Source organism: Lutibacter holmesii (genome assembly GCF_042679665.1).
GTDB lineage: Bacteria > Bacteroidota > Bacteroidia > Flavobacteriales > Flavobacteriaceae > Lutibacter > Lutibacter holmesii.
Window position 1 is genome coordinate 107,846 of sequence record NZ_JBHTMV010000006.1, and the last position, 20,059, is coordinate 127,904.

General features: G+C 30.6%; 21 protein-coding genes. 18 read left to right on the plus strand and 3 right to left on the minus strand.

Going from position 1 to position 20,059, the window contains the following annotated elements:
* Positions 1-112 precede the first annotated feature (112 nt).
* From pfkA to ACFQ5N_RS12145, 3 genes are read left to right on the plus strand one after another with little or no spacing between them, the layout of a single operon-like run.
* Positions 113-1,099 carry a 6-phosphofructokinase gene (gene pfkA, locus ACFQ5N_RS12135; protein WP_386809851.1) on the plus strand — a complete coding sequence of 329 codons (987 nt, stop codon included), beginning with the start codon at positions 113-115 and terminating at the stop codon, positions 1,097-1,099.
* The gene (gap, locus tag ACFQ5N_RS12140) at positions 1,099-2,097 is read left to right on the plus strand and encodes a type I glyceraldehyde-3-phosphate dehydrogenase (protein ID WP_386809936.1); all 999 of its coding nucleotides are present in this window, start codon (positions 1,099-1,101) and stop codon (positions 2,095-2,097) included. The genes pfkA and gap overlap by 1 nt, the downstream gene beginning before the upstream one ends.
* A gap of 26 nt (positions 2,098-2,123) precedes the next feature.
* The gene (locus ACFQ5N_RS12145; RefSeq protein WP_386809852.1) at positions 2,124-2,486 is read left to right on the plus strand and encodes a methylglyoxal synthase; all 363 of its coding nucleotides are present in this window, start codon (positions 2,124-2,126) and stop codon (positions 2,484-2,486) included.
* Here ACFQ5N_RS12145 and ACFQ5N_RS12150 read toward each other — a convergent pair whose 3' ends face one another.
* Positions 2,487-2,867: a RidA family protein gene (locus ACFQ5N_RS12150; RefSeq protein WP_386809853.1), complete on the minus strand. Its 381-nt coding sequence runs from the start codon at positions 2,865-2,867 to the stop codon at positions 2,487-2,489.
* Between the two features lie 9 nt (positions 2,868-2,876).
* The gene (locus ACFQ5N_RS12155; RefSeq protein ID WP_386809854.1) at positions 2,877-5,510 is read right to left on the minus strand and encodes a putative LPS assembly protein LptD; all 2,634 of its coding nucleotides are present in this window, start codon (positions 5,508-5,510) and stop codon (positions 2,877-2,879) included.
* 190 nt (positions 5,511-5,700) lie between these two features.
* Between ACFQ5N_RS12155 and ACFQ5N_RS12160 the strand changes: the two genes are divergently transcribed.
* The 15 genes from ACFQ5N_RS12160 to ACFQ5N_RS12230 all read left to right on the plus strand — a co-directional run bounded on the left by ACFQ5N_RS12160 (position 5,701) and on the right by ACFQ5N_RS12230 (position 19,743).
* On the plus strand, positions 5,701-6,837 hold the full coding sequence (locus tag ACFQ5N_RS12160) for an N-acetylmuramoyl-L-alanine amidase family protein (protein ID WP_386809855.1): 1,137 nt from the start codon (positions 5,701-5,703) through the stop codon (positions 6,835-6,837).
* 60 nt (positions 6,838-6,897) lie between these two features.
* Positions 6,898-7,863 (plus strand): MlaD family protein, encoded by a 966-nt coding sequence (locus ACFQ5N_RS12165; RefSeq protein ID WP_386809856.1) that lies wholly within the window; start codon positions 6,898-6,900, stop codon positions 7,861-7,863.
* An 8-nt stretch (positions 7,864-7,871) separates the two neighbouring features.
* Positions 7,872-8,477 (plus strand): carboxymuconolactone decarboxylase family protein, encoded by a 606-nt coding sequence (locus ACFQ5N_RS12170; protein ID WP_386809857.1) that lies wholly within the window; start codon positions 7,872-7,874, stop codon positions 8,475-8,477.
* A 9-nt stretch (positions 8,478-8,486) separates the two neighbouring features.
* Complete coding sequence (locus ACFQ5N_RS12175) at positions 8,487-9,791, plus strand: 4Fe-4S dicluster domain-containing protein (RefSeq protein WP_386809858.1); 1,305 nt, start codon at positions 8,487-8,489, stop codon at positions 9,789-9,791.
* A 29-nt stretch (positions 9,792-9,820) separates the two neighbouring features.
* Positions 9,821-10,267 carry an LNS2 domain-containing protein gene (locus ACFQ5N_RS12180; protein ID WP_386809859.1) on the plus strand — a complete coding sequence of 149 codons (447 nt, stop codon included), beginning with the start codon at positions 9,821-9,823 and terminating at the stop codon, positions 10,265-10,267.
* 15 nt (positions 10,268-10,282) lie between these two features.
* Positions 10,283-11,062 carry a (Fe-S)-binding protein gene (locus ACFQ5N_RS12185; RefSeq protein WP_386809860.1) on the plus strand — a complete coding sequence of 260 codons (780 nt, stop codon included), beginning with the start codon at positions 10,283-10,285 and terminating at the stop codon, positions 11,060-11,062.
* Between the two features lie 26 nt (positions 11,063-11,088).
* On the plus strand, positions 11,089-12,000 hold the full coding sequence (locus ACFQ5N_RS12190) for a 1,4-dihydroxy-2-naphthoate polyprenyltransferase (RefSeq protein WP_386809862.1): 912 nt from the start codon (positions 11,089-11,091) through the stop codon (positions 11,998-12,000).
* 52 nt (positions 12,001-12,052) lie between these two features.
* Positions 12,053-12,439, plus strand: coding sequence for a hypothetical protein (locus tag ACFQ5N_RS12195; RefSeq protein ID WP_386809863.1), 387 nt, complete (start codon positions 12,053-12,055; stop codon positions 12,437-12,439).
* Positions 12,440-12,675: 236 nt separating this feature from the next.
* The gene (locus ACFQ5N_RS12200; RefSeq protein WP_386809864.1) at positions 12,676-14,946 is read left to right on the plus strand and encodes a TonB-dependent receptor domain-containing protein; all 2,271 of its coding nucleotides are present in this window, start codon (positions 12,676-12,678) and stop codon (positions 14,944-14,946) included.
* Between the two features lie 105 nt (positions 14,947-15,051).
* Complete coding sequence (locus ACFQ5N_RS12205) at positions 15,052-15,732, plus strand: metal-dependent hydrolase (protein WP_386809865.1); 681 nt, start codon at positions 15,052-15,054, stop codon at positions 15,730-15,732.
* A gap of 38 nt (positions 15,733-15,770) precedes the next feature.
* A complete protein-coding gene (locus ACFQ5N_RS12210; protein ID WP_386809866.1) occupies positions 15,771-16,295 on the plus strand; it encodes an SRPBCC family protein in 525 nt (174 codons plus the stop codon).
* A 3-nt stretch (positions 16,296-16,298) separates the two neighbouring features.
* Complete coding sequence (locus ACFQ5N_RS12215; protein WP_386809867.1) at positions 16,299-16,571, plus strand: zinc ribbon domain-containing protein; 273 nt, start codon at positions 16,299-16,301, stop codon at positions 16,569-16,571.
* A 64-nt stretch (positions 16,572-16,635) separates the two neighbouring features.
* A complete protein-coding gene (locus tag ACFQ5N_RS12220) occupies positions 16,636-17,673 on the plus strand; it encodes an o-succinylbenzoate synthase (protein ID WP_386809869.1) in 1,038 nt (345 codons plus the stop codon).
* A 3-nt stretch (positions 17,674-17,676) separates the two neighbouring features.
* A complete protein-coding gene (locus ACFQ5N_RS12225; RefSeq protein ID WP_386809871.1) occupies positions 17,677-18,636 on the plus strand; it encodes a CPBP family intramembrane glutamic endopeptidase in 960 nt (319 codons plus the stop codon).
* A gap of 27 nt (positions 18,637-18,663) precedes the next feature.
* Positions 18,664-19,743, plus strand: a complete 1,080-nt coding sequence (locus ACFQ5N_RS12230; protein WP_386809872.1) for an AMP-binding protein — start codon at positions 18,664-18,666, stop codon at positions 19,741-19,743.
* On the opposite strand, the gene ACFQ5N_RS12235 is transcribed toward ACFQ5N_RS12230, so the two are convergent.
* Complete coding sequence (locus tag ACFQ5N_RS12235; RefSeq protein WP_386809873.1) at positions 19,727-20,059, minus strand: hypothetical protein; 333 nt, start codon at positions 20,057-20,059, stop codon at positions 19,727-19,729. The two genes, ACFQ5N_RS12230 and ACFQ5N_RS12235, sit on opposite strands and share 17 nt — an antisense overlap.

Below are 20,059 nucleotides of genomic sequence, written 5' to 3' on the forward strand. Positions count from 1 at the left end.
TCAATTTAAATTAGTAGATTCGATGAGTGCAAATTTTGAATGAATGAGGTTGGGTACTTTAAATGAATTTAAAACATATAAAAAATAATTTTTTAAGATAGAAATTTTACTAATGGGAAAAAAAATTAAAAAAATTGGGGTAATGACTTCAGGAGGAGATGCTCCTGGAATGAATGCTGCTATTAGAGCTGTAGTGCGTTCTTGTTCATACTATAACATTGAGTGTATTGGTATTTACAGAGGTTACCAAGGTATGATTGAAGGAGACTTTGAACCATTAACATCTAGAGATGTTAGTAATATTATTAACAGAGGAGGAACTGTGTTAAAATCGGCTCGTTCAAAAGATTTTAGAACAGCTGAAGGACGAGCAAAAGCATATAAAAACATTACAGAAGCTGGTATGGATGGTATTGTTCTTATTGGAGGTGATGGTACTTTTACAGGAGGAATGGTGTTTAATGATGAGTATAAATTTCCTTGTATTGGTATTCCAGGAACTATTGATAATGATATTTTTGGTACAAATTACACCATTGGATACGACACTGCATTAAATACTGTTGTTGATGTAATAGATAAAATTAGAGATACTGCAAGTTCGCATAATAGATTGTTTTTTGTTGAAGTTATGGGGCGTGATGCAGGTTTTATTGCGTTAAATGCAGGTGTTGGGGCAGGAGCTGAAGAAATATTAATTCCAGAAGAAGATTTAGGTTTAGAGCGTTTGTTAGAATCTTTAAAAAGAAGTAGACGTTCAGGAAAATCGTCTAGTATTGTGGTGGTGTCTGAGGGTGATAAAATTGGTAAAAATGTGTTTGAATTGGCAAATTATGTTGAAGAGAACATGCCTAAATATGAAGTTAGAGTATCTGTTTTAGGGCATATGCAAAGAGGAGGTTCACCAAGTTGTTACGATCGTGTATTGGCAAGTAGGTTAGGTGTAAAAGCTGTAGAACTTTTATTAGATGGTCAAACAAATTTAATGGTTGGAATTATAGATAATAAAATTGAAACCACTGTTTTATCAAAAGCTATAAAAGAGCATCATAGTATTAATAAAGAATTATTAAGAGTAAGTGATATTATGTCTATTTAATTGTAATGATTAAGATAGGTATAAATGGGTTTGGAAGAATTGGGAGACTGGCTTTCCGAGCTATAATTGAACGTAATTTAATAGAAGTAGTTGCTATAAATGACCTGCTTTCTGTTGAACATTTAGCATATTTATTAAAATATGATTCGGTTCATGGAAAGTTTAACGGTAGTATAGAAACATCAAAAAGCGGGTTAATTGTAAATGGAAAGTTCATTCGTGTAACTTCAGAAAAAAATCCTGAGCATATAAATTGGAATGCCTTAAATGTTGATTTTGTTATAGAGGCTACAGGGAATTTTACATCAAAAGATAAAGCTGCCTTGCATTTAAATGGAGGTGCTAAAAAAGTAGCTATTTCAGCTCCTTCAATAGATGCTCCAATGTTTGTGATGGGTGTAAATCATAAAAAATTATTGAAGAGCGACGCTGTTTTTTCTAATGCTTCTTGTACAACAAATTGTTTAGCTCCAGTTATAAAAGTATTGGAAGATAATTTTGGAATTGTTGAAGGTTTAGTTACAACAGTTCACTCAACAACAGCGAGTCAAAATACGGTTGATGGACCATCAGAAAAATGGAGAAGAGGAAGAGCTTCTTTAAATAATATGATCCCTACTTCAACAAGTGCTTCAGAGGCATTGTTAGCGGTTATTCCGGCAATGAAAGGTAAATTGTTAGCAATGGCTGTTAGAGTACCAACTGTTGATGTTTCTTTGGTTGATTTAACGGTACGTTTAAAGAAATCAACATCATATGCTGAAATTAAAAGTGTTATGAAATATGCTTCTGAAAATGATTTGAAAGGAATTTTAGGATATACAGAAGATGCCGTAGTTTCTCAAGATTTTGTTTCAGAGTCAAGAACTTCTGTTTTTGATGCTAACGCAGGTATTGAATTGAATTCTAATTTTTACAAATTAATAGCTTGGTATGATAATGAGTTTGGATATGCAAATAAAATTGTAGATTTAATCCAGTATTCAGCATCACTTTAAGTGAAATAAACTATAAATTAAAAACTATGGAAATAGCAATTATTGCACACGATGGTAAAAAAACCGAAATGGTTCAATTTTTAATGGATTTTAAGGCTTTAATTATTGCTAAAAAAATTGATTTAATTTCTACTGGTACAACTGGTAAACATGCCGAAAAGGCTGGTTTAACCGTAGTGAAATATTTATCAGGTCCTTACGGCGGTGACGCGCAAATTGCTTCAAGAGTTGCTGAAGGAAAAACCGATATGGTTTTCTTTTTTAGAGACCCTTTAGGAATGCATCCTCACGAACCAGACATTGCAATGTTAATGCGTTTATGCGATGTACATGATGTGCCTTTAGCTACAAACCCGGCAACTGCTGAGTTGTTAATTAAAGCAATTTAATTACTTAACGGCAATCATTGAAATTTCAACCTGTACAAACTTTGGTAAGTTGGCAACTTCAACAGTTTCACGTGCAGGTGCTGTTTCAGCATTAAAATAACTTCCGTATACTTCGTTTATTTTTCCAAAGTCATTCATGTTGGCAATAAAAATTGAAGATTTTATAACATTTTCAAAAGTCATTTCAGCAGCGGCCAAAACGGCTTTTAAGTTTTCCATTACTTGTTTGGTTTCTTCTTCAATAGTTGAATTTACCAATTCTCCTGTTGTTGGGTGTAATGCAATTTGACCTGATGTAAATAATGTATTTCCTGTTAATATTGCTTGGTTGTACGGCCCAATTGGAGCTGGTGCGTTTTTAGTGTTTATTATTTTTTTCATACTATAAAATTAAAATAAAACTTTGTCTGGTAATTGTCTTTGATCATATTTTAAATCACTTAGCATAGATGATTTAATACCAATAAAGAAATAATAAGTTTGTCTATCTCCAAACGGAACCCAGTTAAAAGACATTTTCCAACTATCTAAATCTCTTGCAAATCTTAATTGTGTATAACTAAATCCACCTCCTTCAAAATCGTACCCTGAAGAGACTCCAACATCCCATTTTGGGGTAAGCTCTACATCACCTGAAAACATTATTGAGTTTGATGAGATTTCATTTTGTCGGTTTGAATTGGAATAATTTATGGCGTAAGCAACTTTTAAAGTCCAAGGAAATCTGGCAGAGTAAAGTTTAGCTACTTTGGTTTCTGTTTGGTTATCATTATCTCGCCTATCATTACTTACATTTAACCTTTCTCCAAAAATTCCATCAGAATTATTATCAATAGCATTTTGTTCTCTCTTATTATCTTTTCCTTTGGTGTCCTTACTAGAAAAGGAGTAATTCATTGTTAAACCGGCATTTGTAAGTCTAAAAAGGCTACCTCCATTTTTAATATTTGCTGTATTAATTCTAGTTCCGTTTATACTTAAAGCATAAGGATCTAAAGTAGCATTTAAATTTACTTGCATTTTTTTATTAAACAAATAGGTACCTGCACTCATTCTTACGGGTGTCCAACGCATAGAATCGGAGGCCATATTGTAGGAGGTGCTAAAGTTTAAATTGTTAAGTAAAGTTACTTTCCTGGCTTCGGTTTGAGTAGAATCTTTAGATTTTACTTTGGCTTCAAGTGTATTGGCTAAAGAAAAACTTAAACTGTTTGAAATACCACGTCCTGGATTACCATAAATACCATTTGCAAAAGGTGAGTAATCTAAAAAATCTTCCGGGTCATCACTTTGCTGAACTTCTTCCCAAAATTCAAAATCTGGTCTGTAGCTATATGAAACGGAAGGTCTCATAACGTGTCTTATGGCTTCTACATTTCCTTTTTTAAATTTAAACATTCCATAAACTGTTGTTGAAAGCGAAGCACCTGCTGAAACTTCTCTAAAAGAATTAAAACCTTGAATTGTATCTGTAACTACGGTGTCTTCGGTTTGGTCATAGGTTTTGTTAATTCTATCAAAATACCAAACTTCTTTATAGTTGGCATTTGGAGAAACAGTAAAATATTTCAGTAATTTTAAATTTGTATTTACGGATGCATTTTGTTGAACTCCTGGATTAGCGCTGTCAAACATTTCTTTTTTGAAAAAATACTCATCGGTTGTATTAAAACGTACATCACTTTTTAAAGAGTAAGTTAACCCTAATTTGGTAAAAGCATTAGATTTACCACCCACTTTTGGAGCAAATGGATAAATACGATCCATATTCACCAATAAAGAAGGTAAAGACATGGAAATAACTTCAGTATTTGTATTTTGAGAATGAGTAGCTGATGCAGAAATGCTAAACGGTGTGCCTACTAATTTTTTGTAAAGAGAAATAGAAGAGCTTAACGTGTTATTTAAAAATGAATTGTTGTTATACTCATTTAGCGATTCTTTATAATATTTACTACTTCCTAAGTTTACAGATGCTGAAAATCTTGTGTTTGGGCTTGATTTTGAATCTTGGCTATGACTCCAACTAATATTGTAATTTGTAGATTTTGAATAATCATCAAAACCTCTAAGTCCATTAATTAAATATTCATACCTGAAGCTAAAATTACCACTAAATTTATATTTAAAAACATAGCTAGACTCTGTTCTAATACCCCAACTTCCATTGGTGTAAATATCGGCTAACACGGCCAAATCTACGTGGTCATTAATTGCAAAATAGTATCCTCCATTTTGTAAGAAAAAACCTTGTTCGTTATTTTCACCCCAAGTTGGCATTAAAAAACCAGAAGATCTTCCTTCGGTTAAAGGAATGTAAGCAAATGGTAAAAATAAGGGTGTTGGAACATCTTTTATAACTAAATTACTAAAACCAATAACAATTTTTTTATCAGGTACAATTTTTGCTTTGTCGGTTTTTATATAGTAATCAGGATTTGTTTTGTCTGAAGTAGTAAATCTAATATCTCTAACATAAATTACACTATCATTCTCTTTTTTTGTAACTGCACCTTTAATTATAACACCTTCTTGCTCAGTTCTTAGACCAAAAATTTTGGCCTTTTCAGTTTTAAAATTAAATATAATTGAATCTTGTGTGGTAGATTCGGCTCCTTGTGTAAAAATTGGTAACTGTGTATACTCGCCTATACTGTCTTTAATTCCTTTGGCAGTTACTATATTTGTGTTGTTATCAATTTCAATAAAACCAGCTACTAAATCTATATCACCATAATGTACATGCGCATTATCGTATAATAAAATTTTATTGTTTTTTATGTCTTGTCTAATTAAGCTGTCTGCAGAATGATTTATGATACTTTCAAGTGTTTCCTTTGGTTTAACAATACTATCTTTTGCAACAACGTCTAGACTATCAATTTTTGGGTTGGCAATAGTGTCTTTTGTGAAAACGTTTGTTGTGTCAATTTTTGAAGCAGGAATTTCTATGCTTGAACTTTGTTTAATTTCTTGCGAATACAAACCAAGGTTGATACCAAAAACAGCAACAACCAATAGCAAAAATGAATATATGTTTTTACAACGTATTATAATAATGATTTTTTTACAAAATATGGTTAAAATTGAGCTGAAACCATAAGTTTTTTTTAAATTAGCTTATTAAATTTATTCATAATTTTAACGGTTGTAAATGTATGGCTCAATAATTGCATCACCAAATTACAGCAGACAAAAATAATTAAAATAATTGATGAACTCACTACTCTTTTCTAAATTTAGAATAAGCTTAAATTTTAAACTGTTTTTTATATTTATTATTACATTTTTAGGTGTAAATAATGTGGTTGAAGCGCAAAATAAAGACTTTATTGTGGTGCTTGATGCTGGGCACGGAGGAAAAGATCCAGGTAAAGTTGGATATAAAAATTATAAAGAAAAGGATATTGCGCTAAAAATTGTTTTAGAGGTTGGCAAATTATTGTCAAATGAGAAAAATATAAAAGTGGTGTATACACGTAAAACAGATGTTTTTATAGGTTTAAAACAACGTGGAAAAATTGCAAATAAGGCCGATGCTAATTTATTTGTTTCTATACATTGTAATGCACATCATACACAAGCTTCAGGAGCTGAAACTTGGGCATTAGGTACGCACGCAAATAAGCAAAATTTTGAAGTTGCCAAAGCAGAAAACTCGGTAATATTATTAGAAGACAATTATAAAGTAAACTACAAAGGGTTTGATCCAAATTCACCTGAATCTATTATTGGTTTAACTTTAATGCAAGAAGAGTATTTAGATCAAAGTATTTTGTTGGCAAGTATGCTGCAAGATGGTTTTTCATCAGATTTAAAAAGAAAAGATAGAGGTGTAAAACAAGCTGGTTTTGTGGTGTTACATCAAACATATATGCCAAGTGTATTGATTGAAACAGGATTTATAACTAACAAAGCAGAAGGTACATTTTTAGGGTCTTCAGCAGGACAAAAAAAATTCTCAAAATCTATTTATGATGGAATTATGAGATACTACAATCAATTAACATTAAATACTGTTAATGGTGATAATTTGCAACTAAACACAAGTGAAGAAAAAATAGTAGAAACACCTTCTAACACTATTAATTCAAATGTTGTATTTAAAGTACAAGTTGCTTCAGGAACTAGAAAATTAGAGCCAAAATCGTATAATTTCAAAGGTATAAAAGGAATTGAAAGAGTAAAAGTTGGGAATAGTTACAAGTACTATTTAGGAAACACTTCTGATTTTAATGAAATTAAACAAGCTCAAAAATTAGCCAAATCTAAAGGGTATTCTTCTGCATTTATTGTGGCTTTTAAAGATGGTAAGAAAGTTTCAGTAGATGAGGTATTAAAAAAATCATAGATGGTTTTTTGATTACTCCCAAAAATTATTAGTATTATTGCTCTTACTAAAATAAGCATTTTGAAAATTTCTAGAGAATTAAAAACAGGTATTGTTTCAATAAGTGTAATCGCTTTATTTATATGGGGTTATAACTTTATGAAAGGACTGAATTTATTTGACGGTCAAATAAAGACATATTTTACTGAATATAGCAATGTTCAAGGGCTAAATACTGCAAGTGTTGTAACTATAAACGGTGTTGATGTAGGTAAAGTTGTAGATATAACTTTTAATAAAGACCCAAATAAACGTGGACATTTAATTGTTGAATTTAGTATTGAAAACGAATTTGAATTTTCAAAAAATAGTATTGCTAAAATTTACAGTGCTAGTTTAATGGGTGGTAAATCATTAGCAATTATTCCTTCTTATGATGGTGAAACTGCTGAACCTGGAGATTATTTAAAAGGAGAAATTGAATCAGATATATTTTCATCGGTTACAGAGAAGTTAAATCCGCTACAAGCAAAAGTTGAAAATGTAATTGTAAGTGCAGATTCGTTAATGACAGGCTTAAACAATACGTTAGATGTTGAAGCAAGAGAGCATATTAAATTAAGTATAGAACGTTTAAGCACCACAATTTTGAATTTTGAAAAATTAACATTGTCTTTAGATGATATGATTCAAAAAAATGGAGATCAATTAGAAAGTACCTTAACAAATGCTGAGGTTATGACAAATAACTTGGCAAAATTATCTGATACATTGGTTAATGCTAATTTTGGAACTACCATTAAAAATTTAGAATCGTCTATTGCAAGTTTAGATGTTATTTTAACAAATTTAGAATCAGGTGATGGTTCAATGGGAAAACTATTAACGGATGATGAAATGTATATAAATTTAACAAACGCTTCAAAAGAATTAGAAGAGTTGTTGCGTGAAGTAAAATTACATCCTAAACGTTTTGTGAATTTTTCAGTTTTCGGAAAAAAAGATAAAGGTTATGTTCCAGAAGAGGATGAACCTATAGAAAAATAGCTGTTTTTATGAGTTGGATTGATGTAATTCCATACAACAAAGCTTCAGGTACACTCAAAAAATTATACAATAGAGTAAAAGGGCCAAACAATAATGTAGATAATATTATGCTTGCGCATAGTTTACGTCCGCACACTATGTCTGGTCATATGGCACTTTATAAAAACGTACTACATAATAGTAATAATACGCTGCCAAAATGGTTTTTAGAAACTATAGGTGTGTATGTAAGTATACTTAATAAATGTGATTATTGTGTAGCGCATCATTCTAAAGGTTTAAAAAGATTACTTAATGATAATCAAAAGTTTAACCAAATTCAGTTAAATTTACAATCTGAACAATTTTGTGAAATATTTGAGTACAAATATGAGATGGCATTAAATTACGCTAAATTGCTCACTTTAAATCCGTTTTTGGTTTCAAAAAATGAAATAGACTTGTTATTAAAAGAAGGTTTTACAAGTGGCGAAGTGTTAGAAATAAACCAAGTAACAGCATATTTTAATTATGCAAATAGAACTGTTTTAGGTTTAGGTGTAACTACTGAAGGTGATATTTTAGGACTTTCTCCAAATAATAGTTCAGAAGAAAATAATTGGAACCATCAATAATTAAATTGTATGAATTATATAGATAACATACTGTTTGCAGTTCTTCTTTTTTTAGGAGTTGGATTTTTTGTTCGAAATATTAAAAAGTTAAGTCGAAATATTAAACTTGGTAAAAGTATAGATAGGACCGACAGAAAGGATGATCGTTTAAAAAATATGCTAATGATTGCCTTAGGGCAATCAAAAATGGTGAAAAGGCCAATTGCAGGTATATTGCATATAATTGTATATGTAGGTTTTTTAATTATTAATATTGAAGTAATTGAAATTATTATTGACGGGCTTTTTGGTACGCATCGTGTATTAAGAGTTTTGGGTGACTTTTACGGAATATTAATAGGTTCTTTTGAAATTTTAGCATTGTTGGTGCTGGTTTCTGTAGCCATATTTTGGATTAGAAGAATGGTGCTTAGAATTCCTCGTTTTTGGAATAAGGAAATGAAAGGCTTTCCAAAAAATGATGCACTTTATATTCTATATTTTGAAATGGTTTTAATGTCTTTGTTTTTAGTTATGAATGCAACAGATGTTCCTTTTCAGCAAATAGATACAGGAAACCCTATAAGTCAATTTTTAGTTCCTTTCTTTGAAAACTTTAATGCTGCAACACTTTTTTATATGGAGCGCACAGCGTGGTGGTTGCATATAGCAGGGATTTTAATATTTCTAAATTATTTATACTATTCAAAACACTTGCACATACTTTTGGCTTTTCCAAACACCTATTTTGCGAATTTAAATCCAAAAGGACAATTAACAAATTTAGAATCTGTTACCAATGAAGTTAAATTAATGATGGATCCAAGTGCCGATCCGTTTGCGGCAGCTCCTGAAGGTTCTGAAAATGACATTCCAGAAAAATTTGGCGCAAGTGATGTTACAGATTTAAATTGGGTGCAATTACTAAACGCATATACTTGTACAGAATGTGGTCGTTGTACTTCAGCTTGTCCTGCAAATCAAACCGGTAAAGAACTTTCTCCTAGAGCTATTATGATGAAAACACGTGATAGGTTAGAAGAGGTGGGAAAAAATATAGATAAAAATGGTGAATTTAAAGATGATGGAAAACAATTACTAAACCATTATATTACACCAGAAGAATTATGGGCTTGTACAAGTTGCAATGCTTGTGTTGAAGAGTGTCCCGTAAATATTGATCCGCTTTCAATTATTGTTGATATGCGTAGGTATTTGGTAATGGAACAATCAGCTGCACCACAAGAATTGAATATGATGATGACCAATATTGAAAATAATGGAGCTCCTTGGCAATACAACCAAATGGATAGATTAAATTGGAAAGACGAATAACATAACTATAAAAATTAAAAACAATTAGAATGAAAAAAGAAGATGTTGAAAAACTTTTAAGTGATAAAGTTGAAGATGGATTACATATTAGTCCTATTTTACCTGAAGGAATTAAAAATTATTTAATTGATATTGATGGTACCATCACAGAAGATGTTCCAAACGAAGAGCCAGAAAGAATGTCTACTTGCTTGCCTTTTCCTGATGCTTTAGCAACCTTAAACAGATGGTTTGATGAAGGACATATTATTTGTTTCTTTACGTCAAGAACCGAAGAGCACAGAGAGGTAACTGTAGAATGGTTAAATAAACACGGATTTAAATTCCATAGTTTATTAATGGGGAAACCTCGTGGTGGAAACTACCACTGGATTGACAATCATTTAGTAAAAGCAACAAGATATAGAGGTCAATTTACAGATTTAGTTGCCAAAGAAGTAACTATTGAAGTTTTTGACGACGGTAAACACGAATAATAAAACAAACAGAATATGAAAGTACCTACTATGGCAGAAATGTCAGCACAAGGAAAACATCCCGAAGTATTATTTTGGGTAGGTTGTGCTGGAAGTTTTGATGACAGAGCTAAAAAAATTACAAAAGCTTTTGTTAAAATTTTAAACAAAGCAAATGTAGAATTTGCTGTTTTAGGTACTGAGGAAAGCTGTTCAGGAGATCCCGCAAAACGTGCTGGGAATGAATTTTTATTTCAAATGCAAGCAATGGCTAACATTGAAGTGTTGAATGGATATGAAATAAAAAAAATTGTAACAGCTTGTCCTCACTGTTTTAACACCATTAAAAACGAATATCCTCAATTAGGTGGAACATACGAAGTGGTGCACCACACAGAGTTGCTAAAATCATTATTAGATGATGGAAGATTAACTATTGAAGGAGGAAAATACAAAGGAAAGCGTATTACTTTTCATGACCCGTGTTACTTAGGTAGAGCAAATGATATTTATGAAGCTCCGCGTGACTTAATTCAAAAATTAGATGTTGAATTAGTTGAAATGAAGCGTTGTAAAACAAACGGATTATGTTGTGGCGCTGGAGGTGCTCAAATGTTTAAAGAACCTGAAAAAGGGAATAAAGACATTAATGTTGAGCGTACCGAAGATGTTATTGATGTACAACCTAATATTATTGCAACTGGTTGTCCGTTTTGTAATACTATGATGACTGACGGCGTAAAAGCAACAGACAAAGAAGAAAGTATTGAAGTTTTAGATATTGCAGAGTTAATTGCTAAGGCAGAAGATTTGTAATTGTAAATTCATAGTGTTATTTTTTTATGATTAAAAATTATATTGAAGCTGCGCGTTTAAGAACGTTACCTTTATCTCTTTCAGGAATTATTGTTGGTAGTTTTATTGCTGCATCTGAAGGTTTTTTTAATTGGATAATTTGTGTGTTAGCCTTGTGTACTACTACTGGTTTTCAAATTATTTCAAACTTTGCTAATGATTATGGAGACGGTGTAAAAGGAACTGATAATAACGACAGAATTGGTCCAAAACGTGCAATACAAAGTGGAGCAATTACACCAAATCAAATGCTTTCAGCTATAAAAATTAGTATTGGAATCACATTTGTTTTAGCTTTAGCTTTAATCTATACTTCTTTTGGAAAAGATGACTTTCTAAATTTATTCATTTTTTTTATTTTAGGAATAATGAGCATTGTTGCAGCCATTAAATATACAATGGGAAAAAAAGCATATGGATATAGTGGTTTTGGAGATGTATTTGTGTTTCTGTTTTTTGGATTGTTAAGTGTTTGTGGAAGTTATTATTTATATACAAAGCACATAAATTATACTGTTTTTTTACCAGCTATTTCAGTAGGTTTGTTAAGTGTGGGTGTTTTAAATTTAAATAATTTAAGAGACAGAGAATCTGATATAAAATCAGGGAAAAACACATTAGTTGTTAAAATAGGTACTGAATTTGGGAAGTATTATCATTACTATTTATTAATTGCTTCATTATTAGTTGCTTTATTGTATATAATGATTGAATACAAATCGCTATTTCAATTTTTGTTTTTATTGGCTTACATTCCTATTGCAAAGCATTTTCAAGTAGTTTTTTATAATAAATTCCCTAAATTATTAGATCCAGAACTTAAAAAATTAGCTTTAAGTACATTTTTATTTTCAATACTTTTTGGATTAGGTTTATTGTTAAGCTCTTTTGAGTTGTAATTTATAGAATGAGTCATACTAAAAAACTATATTTGCTGTAATAAGCGCACTAATGAAAAATCAATTTTTTGGTATACTATTTTATTTATTGTATTTGTTGGCTATGATTAGGCCAATAATTCCTATTATAGAATACCATGCAAATTATGATTATATTGCTACAGTATTGTGCGAAAATAGAGATAAACCTTTTTTAGCGTGTAATGGTAAATGTTATTTAGAAAAGCAGCTAAAAAAAGTAACTCATGATTCTCACGATCATAATTCTACCATTCCGCAAATTAATTTTGATGATTACCCAGTTAGTCCATTAGGGCAGTTTACATATAATGTAAAAGATTTTGATGTTATAGGGTATAAAAATATTATGTTACCTTTAAATCAAAATTCGCAAGAATATTTGAATTCACTTTTTAAACCTCCACGGTTACTTTCTTAAAAAAATATTACCTAACTACGTAGTTGTTGAACTTCAAGATTTTGAACTTCAATTATAATTGTTATTGACAAAAGTTTAGAGTTTTGTTTCAATAAAAATGTGCTATGCATTGTGGTAATTAATTGTGTTTTTTCTTCTTTTTATAAAATTTTATAGCTCTTAAAATGGGGTGTGTTTGCGTAAATAGAAGTTAAATAACTAGAAAGCCTTTAAAAATCAAATTTTAATATTAGAAAATGAAACAATATATATTGCTAATTATTTTAGCATTTTTAATTGTGGGGATAACACACGCACAAACAAAAAATATTACAGGGAGAATTGTTGATGAAAAATTAAATACACCAATAGAATTTGCAACTATAAAGTTGTTAAACACAAAAATATTTGCAGTTTCAAATGCAAACGGAGAGTTTGAACTAATGGCTAATGAAGGTGATGAGGTTGAAGTTACGCACCTAAGTTATGTACCTGTAAAATTAGTTTTAAAAACCGGTGTTGTTGTTAAGCTGCAACCAAGCCAAATACAATTGAATGAAATTATAGTTTCTGCGAACCCGCTTGCAGATATTTCACAATCTGTTGTTATTGTAGATCAAATTAAACGTGTAACTCAACCTAGAAGTGTTGGAGATTTATTCAAAGACATTAAAGGATTTGGAATTGTAAAGCGTGGAGCTTACGCTTCTGAGCCTGTTTTTCGTTCTTTTAAATATGAGCAATTGAATGTGCAATACGATGGAGGAATGAAAATTTTAAATGCTTGTCCAAATAGAATGGATCCTATTACAACACATGTAATTCCTGAAGAAGTTGAGAAAATTGAAATTGTAAAAGGACCTTTTACGGTTCGTTTTGGTCAAAATTTTGGTGGAGTAATAAATATAGTAACCAATTCCAGAGGGACTTCTGAAAATGGATTTTTTGGAAGTTTACAATCTGGATATGAATCAAATGGAGGAAATTTGGTAAGCGGAGTCTCATTTTCATATTTCGCTAATAAAGTTGATGTGCACGTGAACGGTTCATATAGAGATTTTGGAAATTATGAAGATGGTAACGGTACTGAAGTACCTTCATCTTTTACAACTGTTGATTATTCAGCAAAAATTGGTATTGACCCAACTAAAAACCAACGTATACAATTTACGTGGAGACAATCTTTTGCAAGTGATATTATGCACGCTGGTTTGCCAATGGATTCGCCGTACGATAATAGTTTATTAGGAGGAATTGATTATAAATTAAAAGAAATTTCAAACAAAATAGAAAGCTTTTCAGTAAAGGTATTTTACTCGTATGTAGATCATTTAATGACCAATGAAGATCGTCCTAGTTTTAAAATGACAGATGCAAGTTCACCAGTTGAATCTTGGACTTCTGGAGGGAAAATGGAATTAGTTTTACGTCCTTCTGAAAAAACTAGAATTTACGCTGGAGTTGATGCAAATTTAATTGGAAGAGAAGGAAATAGAACTAGAGTTGTTAAAGTAATGAATGGAAATGTGTTACCAACTCCAAAAACGTTTGTTGATAAAATTTGGCAAGACGCTAGGTTAAATGATTTTGGTGTTTTTGTTGAAGGTAATTTTAAAGTTGCCAATAATTTAGTTTTAACAACCGGTGTTAGAAGTGATTTTATTACAACAGGAATTGATGATCCAGCAGCCGATTTTGAAGCCTTATATGGTGGAAATATAAAAGATCAAAATGAAGTAAATATTAGTGGAAATGCATCTTTAAAATATCAAAAAAACGATTTTCAAGCACAATTTGCTTTAGGAAGAGGTGTGCGTACGGCATCTATGATTGAACGTTATATCAATCATTTTAATGTTGGGTCAGATGCATATGAGTACGTTGGAAACCCTTATTTAAAGCCAGAAGTAAATAATCAAATTGAATTATCTTTTATGAAAAATTTTACATTTGTTGAATTAGGTGCTTCTGTTTTTTATTCGTTTTTACAAGATTATATTTCAGCAGTTGTGAATCCTGATATTCCACGTAAATTTATGCCTTCGGTTCCACCTGTGGTGGCAAAACAGTTTATCAATCTTGACAAAGCTATGCAAACAGGAGCAGAGTTAACTGTAAATGTTAACCTAACAGATAAATTAATGTTTACTTCAAATTTATCATACACATATGCTCAAAATAAAGATTTAGATGAACCGCTACCTCAAATACCTCCATTTATGGCAATTTTAGGATTAAAGTATGAAAAAAGTAATTACTTTTTTGCTTTAAATTCTAGGTTGGTTTCAAAACAAAATAGAGTTTCAACATCATTTATGGAAGAAGAAAGCCCAGGATTTACAACCATAGATCTTAGAGCAGGATATGAACCAGTTGCAGGCCTTTCAATAGGAGCTTCTTTATTAAATATATTTGATGAAGCTTATTATGAGCATTTAAATTACTCATATGCAAATTCAAACACACTTTCAGGTAAAATTTACGAACCAGGAAGAAACTTTACAGTATTTGTTAAGTACAGTTTTTAATTGTTACTTAGTTGTTTGTTGGCCACGGAAAGAGCAATTTTTCCGTGGTTTTTTTTGTGAAATATTTTGGTTAAATTGCTTGTACCATTCTAAAAAAACATCATTATGAAAATCACTTATTTAGGGCACGCAAGTTTAAGCATAGAAACCAAAGATAAAACCTTGTTAGTAGATCCGTTTATTACAGGAAATGAATTGGCTTCAGAAATTGATATAACAAAATTAAAAGCCGATTACATTTTAATAACACACGCACACGAAGATCATATTTTAGACGTAGAGACAATCGCAAAAAATACAGGTGCTAAAGTAATTTCAAATTACGAAATTGTAAGTTATTTTGGAGCAAAAGGTATTGAAGGTCACCCAATGAATCACGGAGGAAAATGGGATTTTGATTTTGGGACTGTACATTATACAAACGCAATACATTCTAGTTCTTTTCCTGACGGAAGTTACGGTGGGCAGCCTGGAGGTTTTGTAATAGAAACCAGCCATCATAGATTATATATAGCAGGAGATACTGCTTTAACCTATGATATGAAACTGATACCTGATATTATTGGAGAATTAGATTTAGCCGTTTTACCTGTTGGAGATAATTTTACAATGGGAGTTAAAGAAGCCTTAAAAGCAAGTACATTTTTAAATTGTAGTAAAGTTTTAGGATATCATTTTGATACTTTTGGCTATATAAAAATTGATCATAACACTGCTATTGAGCAGTTTTCAAAAGCAAAAAAAGAATTGATTTTATTACCAATAGGAGGTAATATTAAAATTTAGCTTTTAATAAAAACATTACTAACTAAAAATATATAATTATGACTACCTTTTTTTACATCCTTATCATTTTAATTTTACTGGTACTTATTTTAGCAATAATAGCACCTAAAAATTACAATGTAAGCAGAAGTATTATTATTGAAAAACCATTGCCTGAAGTGTATGCCTATTTAAAATTATTAAAAAATCAAGATAATTGGTCGCCTTGGGCAGCAAAGGATCCAGCTATGAAAAAAACGTTTACAGGAACCGATGGTGAAGTTGGTTTTGTATCTGCTTGGGTTGGAAATAAAGAAGTTGGAGAGGGAGAACAAGAAATTACAGCTGTTATTGAAAATGAAGAAGTAAAATCAGAGTTACGATTTTTAAAGCCATTTAAGTCTACTTCAAATGCTTATTTAAAGGTTTTTGAAGCTGAAAGTAGCACAAAAGTAGTTTGGGGTTTTTCAGGTGAAAACAAATTTCCTATAAGTATCATGATGTTGTTTATGAATATGGACAAATCTGTAGGTAAAGATTTTGAGTACGGTTTAAATAAATTAAAAGAAATTTTAGAAGGTTAACATATGAAAACATTTAAAAACTGTCAAAGTTGCGCAATGCCTTTAAACAAAGATCCTAAAGGAAAAGGTGGTGGTAAAAATGCTGACGGTACATTAAGCTATAAGTATTGTAGTTATTGTTACGAAGATGGTGAGTTTATACAACCAAATATAACCGCTTTAGAAATGCAAGCTTTTGTAAAACAACAGTTAAAAGAAATGGGAGGTTTTATGAAATTGTTTGCAGGTGTATTTTCAAAAGGAATTCCAAAATTGGAACGATGGAAAAAGAAATAGAGTTTTCAACACTTTATGGTGATCAAATTTTTAAATAGTTGTAATTTTCGACTTTTAAATTATAATGAAAGCAACATTCAAAAAATACAGTTTAATTTTTAAACAAGCTAGCGGAACATCACGTGGAATATTAAAAACGAAAGAAACGTATTTTTTAAAAATTGAAGATGGTAGTTCTTATGGAATTGGTGAATGTGCTGTTTTTAAAGGTTTAAGCGTTGATGATAGACCAGATTATGAAGAAAAGCTACAATGGCTTTGCAAGAATATTCATAAAAATAAGTTTGATTTATTAGAAGCGCTCAAAGAGTTTCCTTCCATTCAATTTGGATTAGAACAAGCTTTATTATCCTTTAAAAGTGTCGATCCTTTCGAATTATTTCCTTCTGAATTCACTGAATCTAAAAAGCCAATTGAAATTAATGGCTTAATTTGGATGGGAACGGAGGCTTTTATGCAAGAGCAAATTCAACAAAAGTTAGAAGCAGGTTTTTCAACTATAAAAATGAAAATTGGTGCTATAGATTTTGATGCAGAGTTAAAATTACTAAAAAGTATTAGAGCTCATTTTTCTTCCAAAGAAATTGAATTGAGAGTTGATGCAAATGGAGCATTTCATCCTAAAGAAGCATTAGAGAAACTTAAGCGATTGTCTGAATTTGAAATACATTCAATTGAACAACCAATAAGGCAAGGTCAAGTAGAAGAAATGGCTAATTTATGCTCAAAAACACCTTTACCAATTGCCTTAGATGAAGAATTAATTGGGGTATTTGATGTAACAAAAAAACAAGAAATACTACAAATAATTAATCCGCAGTATATTATTTTAAAACCTAGTTTAGTTGGAGGAATTAAAGGAAGTGAAGCGTGGATTGAATTGGCACAAAAACATCAAATTGGCTGGTGGATAACTTCAGCATTAGAAAGTAATATTGGTTTAAATGCAATTGCACAATGGACCTATTCATTAAACAACGGTATGCCTCAAGGTTTGGGAACAGGAAACTTATTTACAAATAATGTAGAGAGCCCTTTACAAGTTGAAAACGGATGTTTGATTTATAATAACAGTAAAAATTGGAGGTTTAATATTTTATAATTTATGAAATTTATACAACAAGCTTATAACGGAAATAATGATTGGTTGGCATATATAGCTACCATATTTTTAATGTTTTTTGGTTGGCAATTAATAGGGATTATTCCGTTAGTTGGCGTTGCTTACAATCATTCTGAAAATATGAGCGAGTTTTTAAACGCTGCAAATGATAGTTTTATGACCTTGGGAATTAATTCTAATTTGTATTTAATTTTAATGATTTTCACCTTTTTTGCTGGCTTGGTGTTTTTGTTAATTGGTGTAAAATTTATTCATAAACGCGCTATATTAACTGTAATTACAAGTAGATCTAAAATTGATTGGAGCAGAGTTATGTTCGCATTTTGTACGTGGGGAGCAATGGGATTGGTTTCTTTTTTAATTGGTTATTTGGTTTTTCCTGAAGATTATGTTTTGAATTTTAAGTTGGTTCCTTTTACCATTTTAGTGCTAATTTCATTTTTATTATTGCCTTTACAAACTAGTATGGAAGAAGTTTTGTTTAGAGGTTATTTACTACAAGGTTTTGGTACTTGGTTTAAAAGAGGTTTTATAGCTTTGGTTTTAACAGCAGTTATTTTTGGATTATTACATAGTGCAAATCCTGAAGTTGAAAAGTTAGGTTACATTACGATGGTTTTTTATATTGGAACTGGTTTGTTGTTAGGAATTTTTGCAATAATGGATGAAGGAATTGAACTTTCTTTGGGGTTTCATGCGGCTAATAATATTTTTGCTGCTGTTTTGGTAACGGCAGATTGGGCAGCATTTCAAACAGAAGCTTTATTTATTGATATTTCTGAACCTCAGGTAGATATTGTATTGTTTCTTCCAGTAATTGTTTTATATCCAATTATTATTTATGTGTTTTCAAAAAAGTATGGATGGAAAAATTGGAAAGAAAAAATGTTTGGCGTAATAAGAAAACCTGTTGTATTTGATGAAGATAGGTTTATAGCTTAAAATTTATTGGTTAATAATAAACTTAAAATGAACGTTTCAAAACCATTTCATTCTGCATTTAAACTTCAACGTAAATCGTTTTATTCGGTAAATGAGTTAATTGTATTTTCTAAATCTATTTCAGAAGATATTCACGCGTTTTTAATTGATTGGTTTAATGATAACTTGTATGTTGAAGTTAAAACGTCAGGTTCTACAACAGGTGCACCAAAATTAATTCAACTTCAAAAGGCACATATGATAAATAGTGCTAAAGCTACCGGTAGCTTTTTTAATTTAAATAGTGGAACAAAGGCACTTTTGTGTATGTCAGCAAATTATATTGCCGGTAAAATGATGTTGGTTAGAGCACTTACTTTAGGTTGGAGTTTAGATGTAATTGCTCCTGTTTCAAATCCTATAAATGGAATTGATACAGTGTATGATTTTTGTGCTATGGTACCTTTACAAATGCATAATTCATTAAATGAGATGCATAAAGTAAAGCAGTTAATTGTTGGTGGTGGTGTGGTATCAAAAGAATTAGAACATAAAATTCAAAGCATACCTACAAGCATATTTGCAACGTATGGAATGACAGAAACTATTACACATATTGCGGTTAAAAAATTAAATAACTTTACTGAAGCTACTGAAAAGCGAGAGATTCAGTCTTTTTATAAATTGCTTCCTAACATTTCAATAAACTTAGATCAAAGAGGTTGTTTGGTAATAAACGCACCAAAACTTTCCTATGAAAAAGTTGTAACCAATGATTTGGTTGAAATTATCTCAGAGGATGAATTTAAATGGTTAGGAAGGTTTGATACCATTATTAATTCTGGAGGAATTAAATTAATTCCTGAACAAATTGAACTTAAAATATCAGAATTACTGGCTAATCGGTTTTTTGTGGCCGGAATTCCTGATGCAATTTTAGGCGAAAAATTAGTGCTGTTTGTAGAAGGTGAAAAGCAAGAAAATTTATTGGGTCAAATTTCGCAATTAAAAACAATATCGAAATTTGAAATTCCTAAAAATGTATTTTTTCTTCAAAAATTTATTGAAACGCCTACTCAAAAAATAAACAGAATTAAAACAATAAAGCTTATTAGTAGTACTTGCTAATAATTTTAATGATAACTAAAACTTTAATTATAATGGCTCCAATGTAAAACCAAAACGGAGTTTTAGTAATTTCTTTCAATTCAAAATAAGCTAGTTTTATGGCGTCTGGCATTTCATCAAATTCATATGTTTGATTGCAATTGCTACAAACAGATTTTCCAAATTTAGCACCAGCTAAAAAGGGAATTTGCAGTAAATGTTTGTAATACCCAAAAACAAAAACAACGGTATTATTGTTTGTTTTGCAATTTGGGCATGTTACTTTTGAAACCGTTTTGCAGTTTAATTCAGATTTTTTTAAGCCAGCTAAAAACAT

Coding starts and splice junctions, on each gene's coding strand:
- pfkA (WP_386809851.1), top strand. CDS start 113: ATGGGAAAAAAAATTAAAAAAATTGGGGTAATGACTTCAGGAGGAGAT.
- ACFQ5N_RS12145 (WP_386809852.1), top strand. CDS start 2,124: ATGGAAATAGCAATTATTGCACACGATGGTAAAAAAACCGAAATGGTT.
- ACFQ5N_RS12150 (WP_386809853.1), bottom strand. CDS start 2,867: ATGAAAAAAATAATAAACACTAAAAACGCACCAGCTCCAATTGGGCCG.
- ACFQ5N_RS12160 (WP_386809855.1), top strand. CDS start 5,701: ATGAACTCACTACTCTTTTCTAAATTTAGAATAAGCTTAAATTTTAAA.
- ACFQ5N_RS12170 (WP_386809857.1), top strand. CDS start 7,872: ATGAGTTGGATTGATGTAATTCCATACAACAAAGCTTCAGGTACACTC.
- ACFQ5N_RS12175 (WP_386809858.1), top strand. CDS start 8,487: ATGAATTATATAGATAACATACTGTTTGCAGTTCTTCTTTTTTTAGGA.
- ACFQ5N_RS12180 (WP_386809859.1), top strand. CDS start 9,821: ATGAAAAAAGAAGATGTTGAAAAACTTTTAAGTGATAAAGTTGAAGAT.
- ACFQ5N_RS12185 (WP_386809860.1), top strand. CDS start 10,283: ATGAAAGTACCTACTATGGCAGAAATGTCAGCACAAGGAAAACATCCC.
- ACFQ5N_RS12190 (WP_386809862.1), top strand. CDS start 11,089: ATGATTAAAAATTATATTGAAGCTGCGCGTTTAAGAACGTTACCTTTA.
- ACFQ5N_RS12195 (WP_386809863.1), top strand. CDS start 12,053: ATGAAAAATCAATTTTTTGGTATACTATTTTATTTATTGTATTTGTTG.
- ACFQ5N_RS12200 (WP_386809864.1), top strand. CDS start 12,676: ATGAAACAATATATATTGCTAATTATTTTAGCATTTTTAATTGTGGGG.
- ACFQ5N_RS12205 (WP_386809865.1), top strand. CDS start 15,052: ATGAAAATCACTTATTTAGGGCACGCAAGTTTAAGCATAGAAACCAAA.
- ACFQ5N_RS12210 (WP_386809866.1), top strand. CDS start 15,771: ATGACTACCTTTTTTTACATCCTTATCATTTTAATTTTACTGGTACTT.
- ACFQ5N_RS12215 (WP_386809867.1), top strand. CDS start 16,299: ATGAAAACATTTAAAAACTGTCAAAGTTGCGCAATGCCTTTAAACAAA.
- ACFQ5N_RS12220 (WP_386809869.1), top strand. CDS start 16,636: ATGAAAGCAACATTCAAAAAATACAGTTTAATTTTTAAACAAGCTAGC.
- ACFQ5N_RS12225 (WP_386809871.1), top strand. CDS start 17,677: ATGAAATTTATACAACAAGCTTATAACGGAAATAATGATTGGTTGGCA.
- ACFQ5N_RS12230 (WP_386809872.1), top strand. CDS start 18,664: ATGAACGTTTCAAAACCATTTCATTCTGCATTTAAACTTCAACGTAAA.
- ACFQ5N_RS12235 (WP_386809873.1), bottom strand. CDS start 20,059: ATGTTTTTAGCTGGCTTAAAAAAATCTGAATTAAACTGCAAAACGGTT.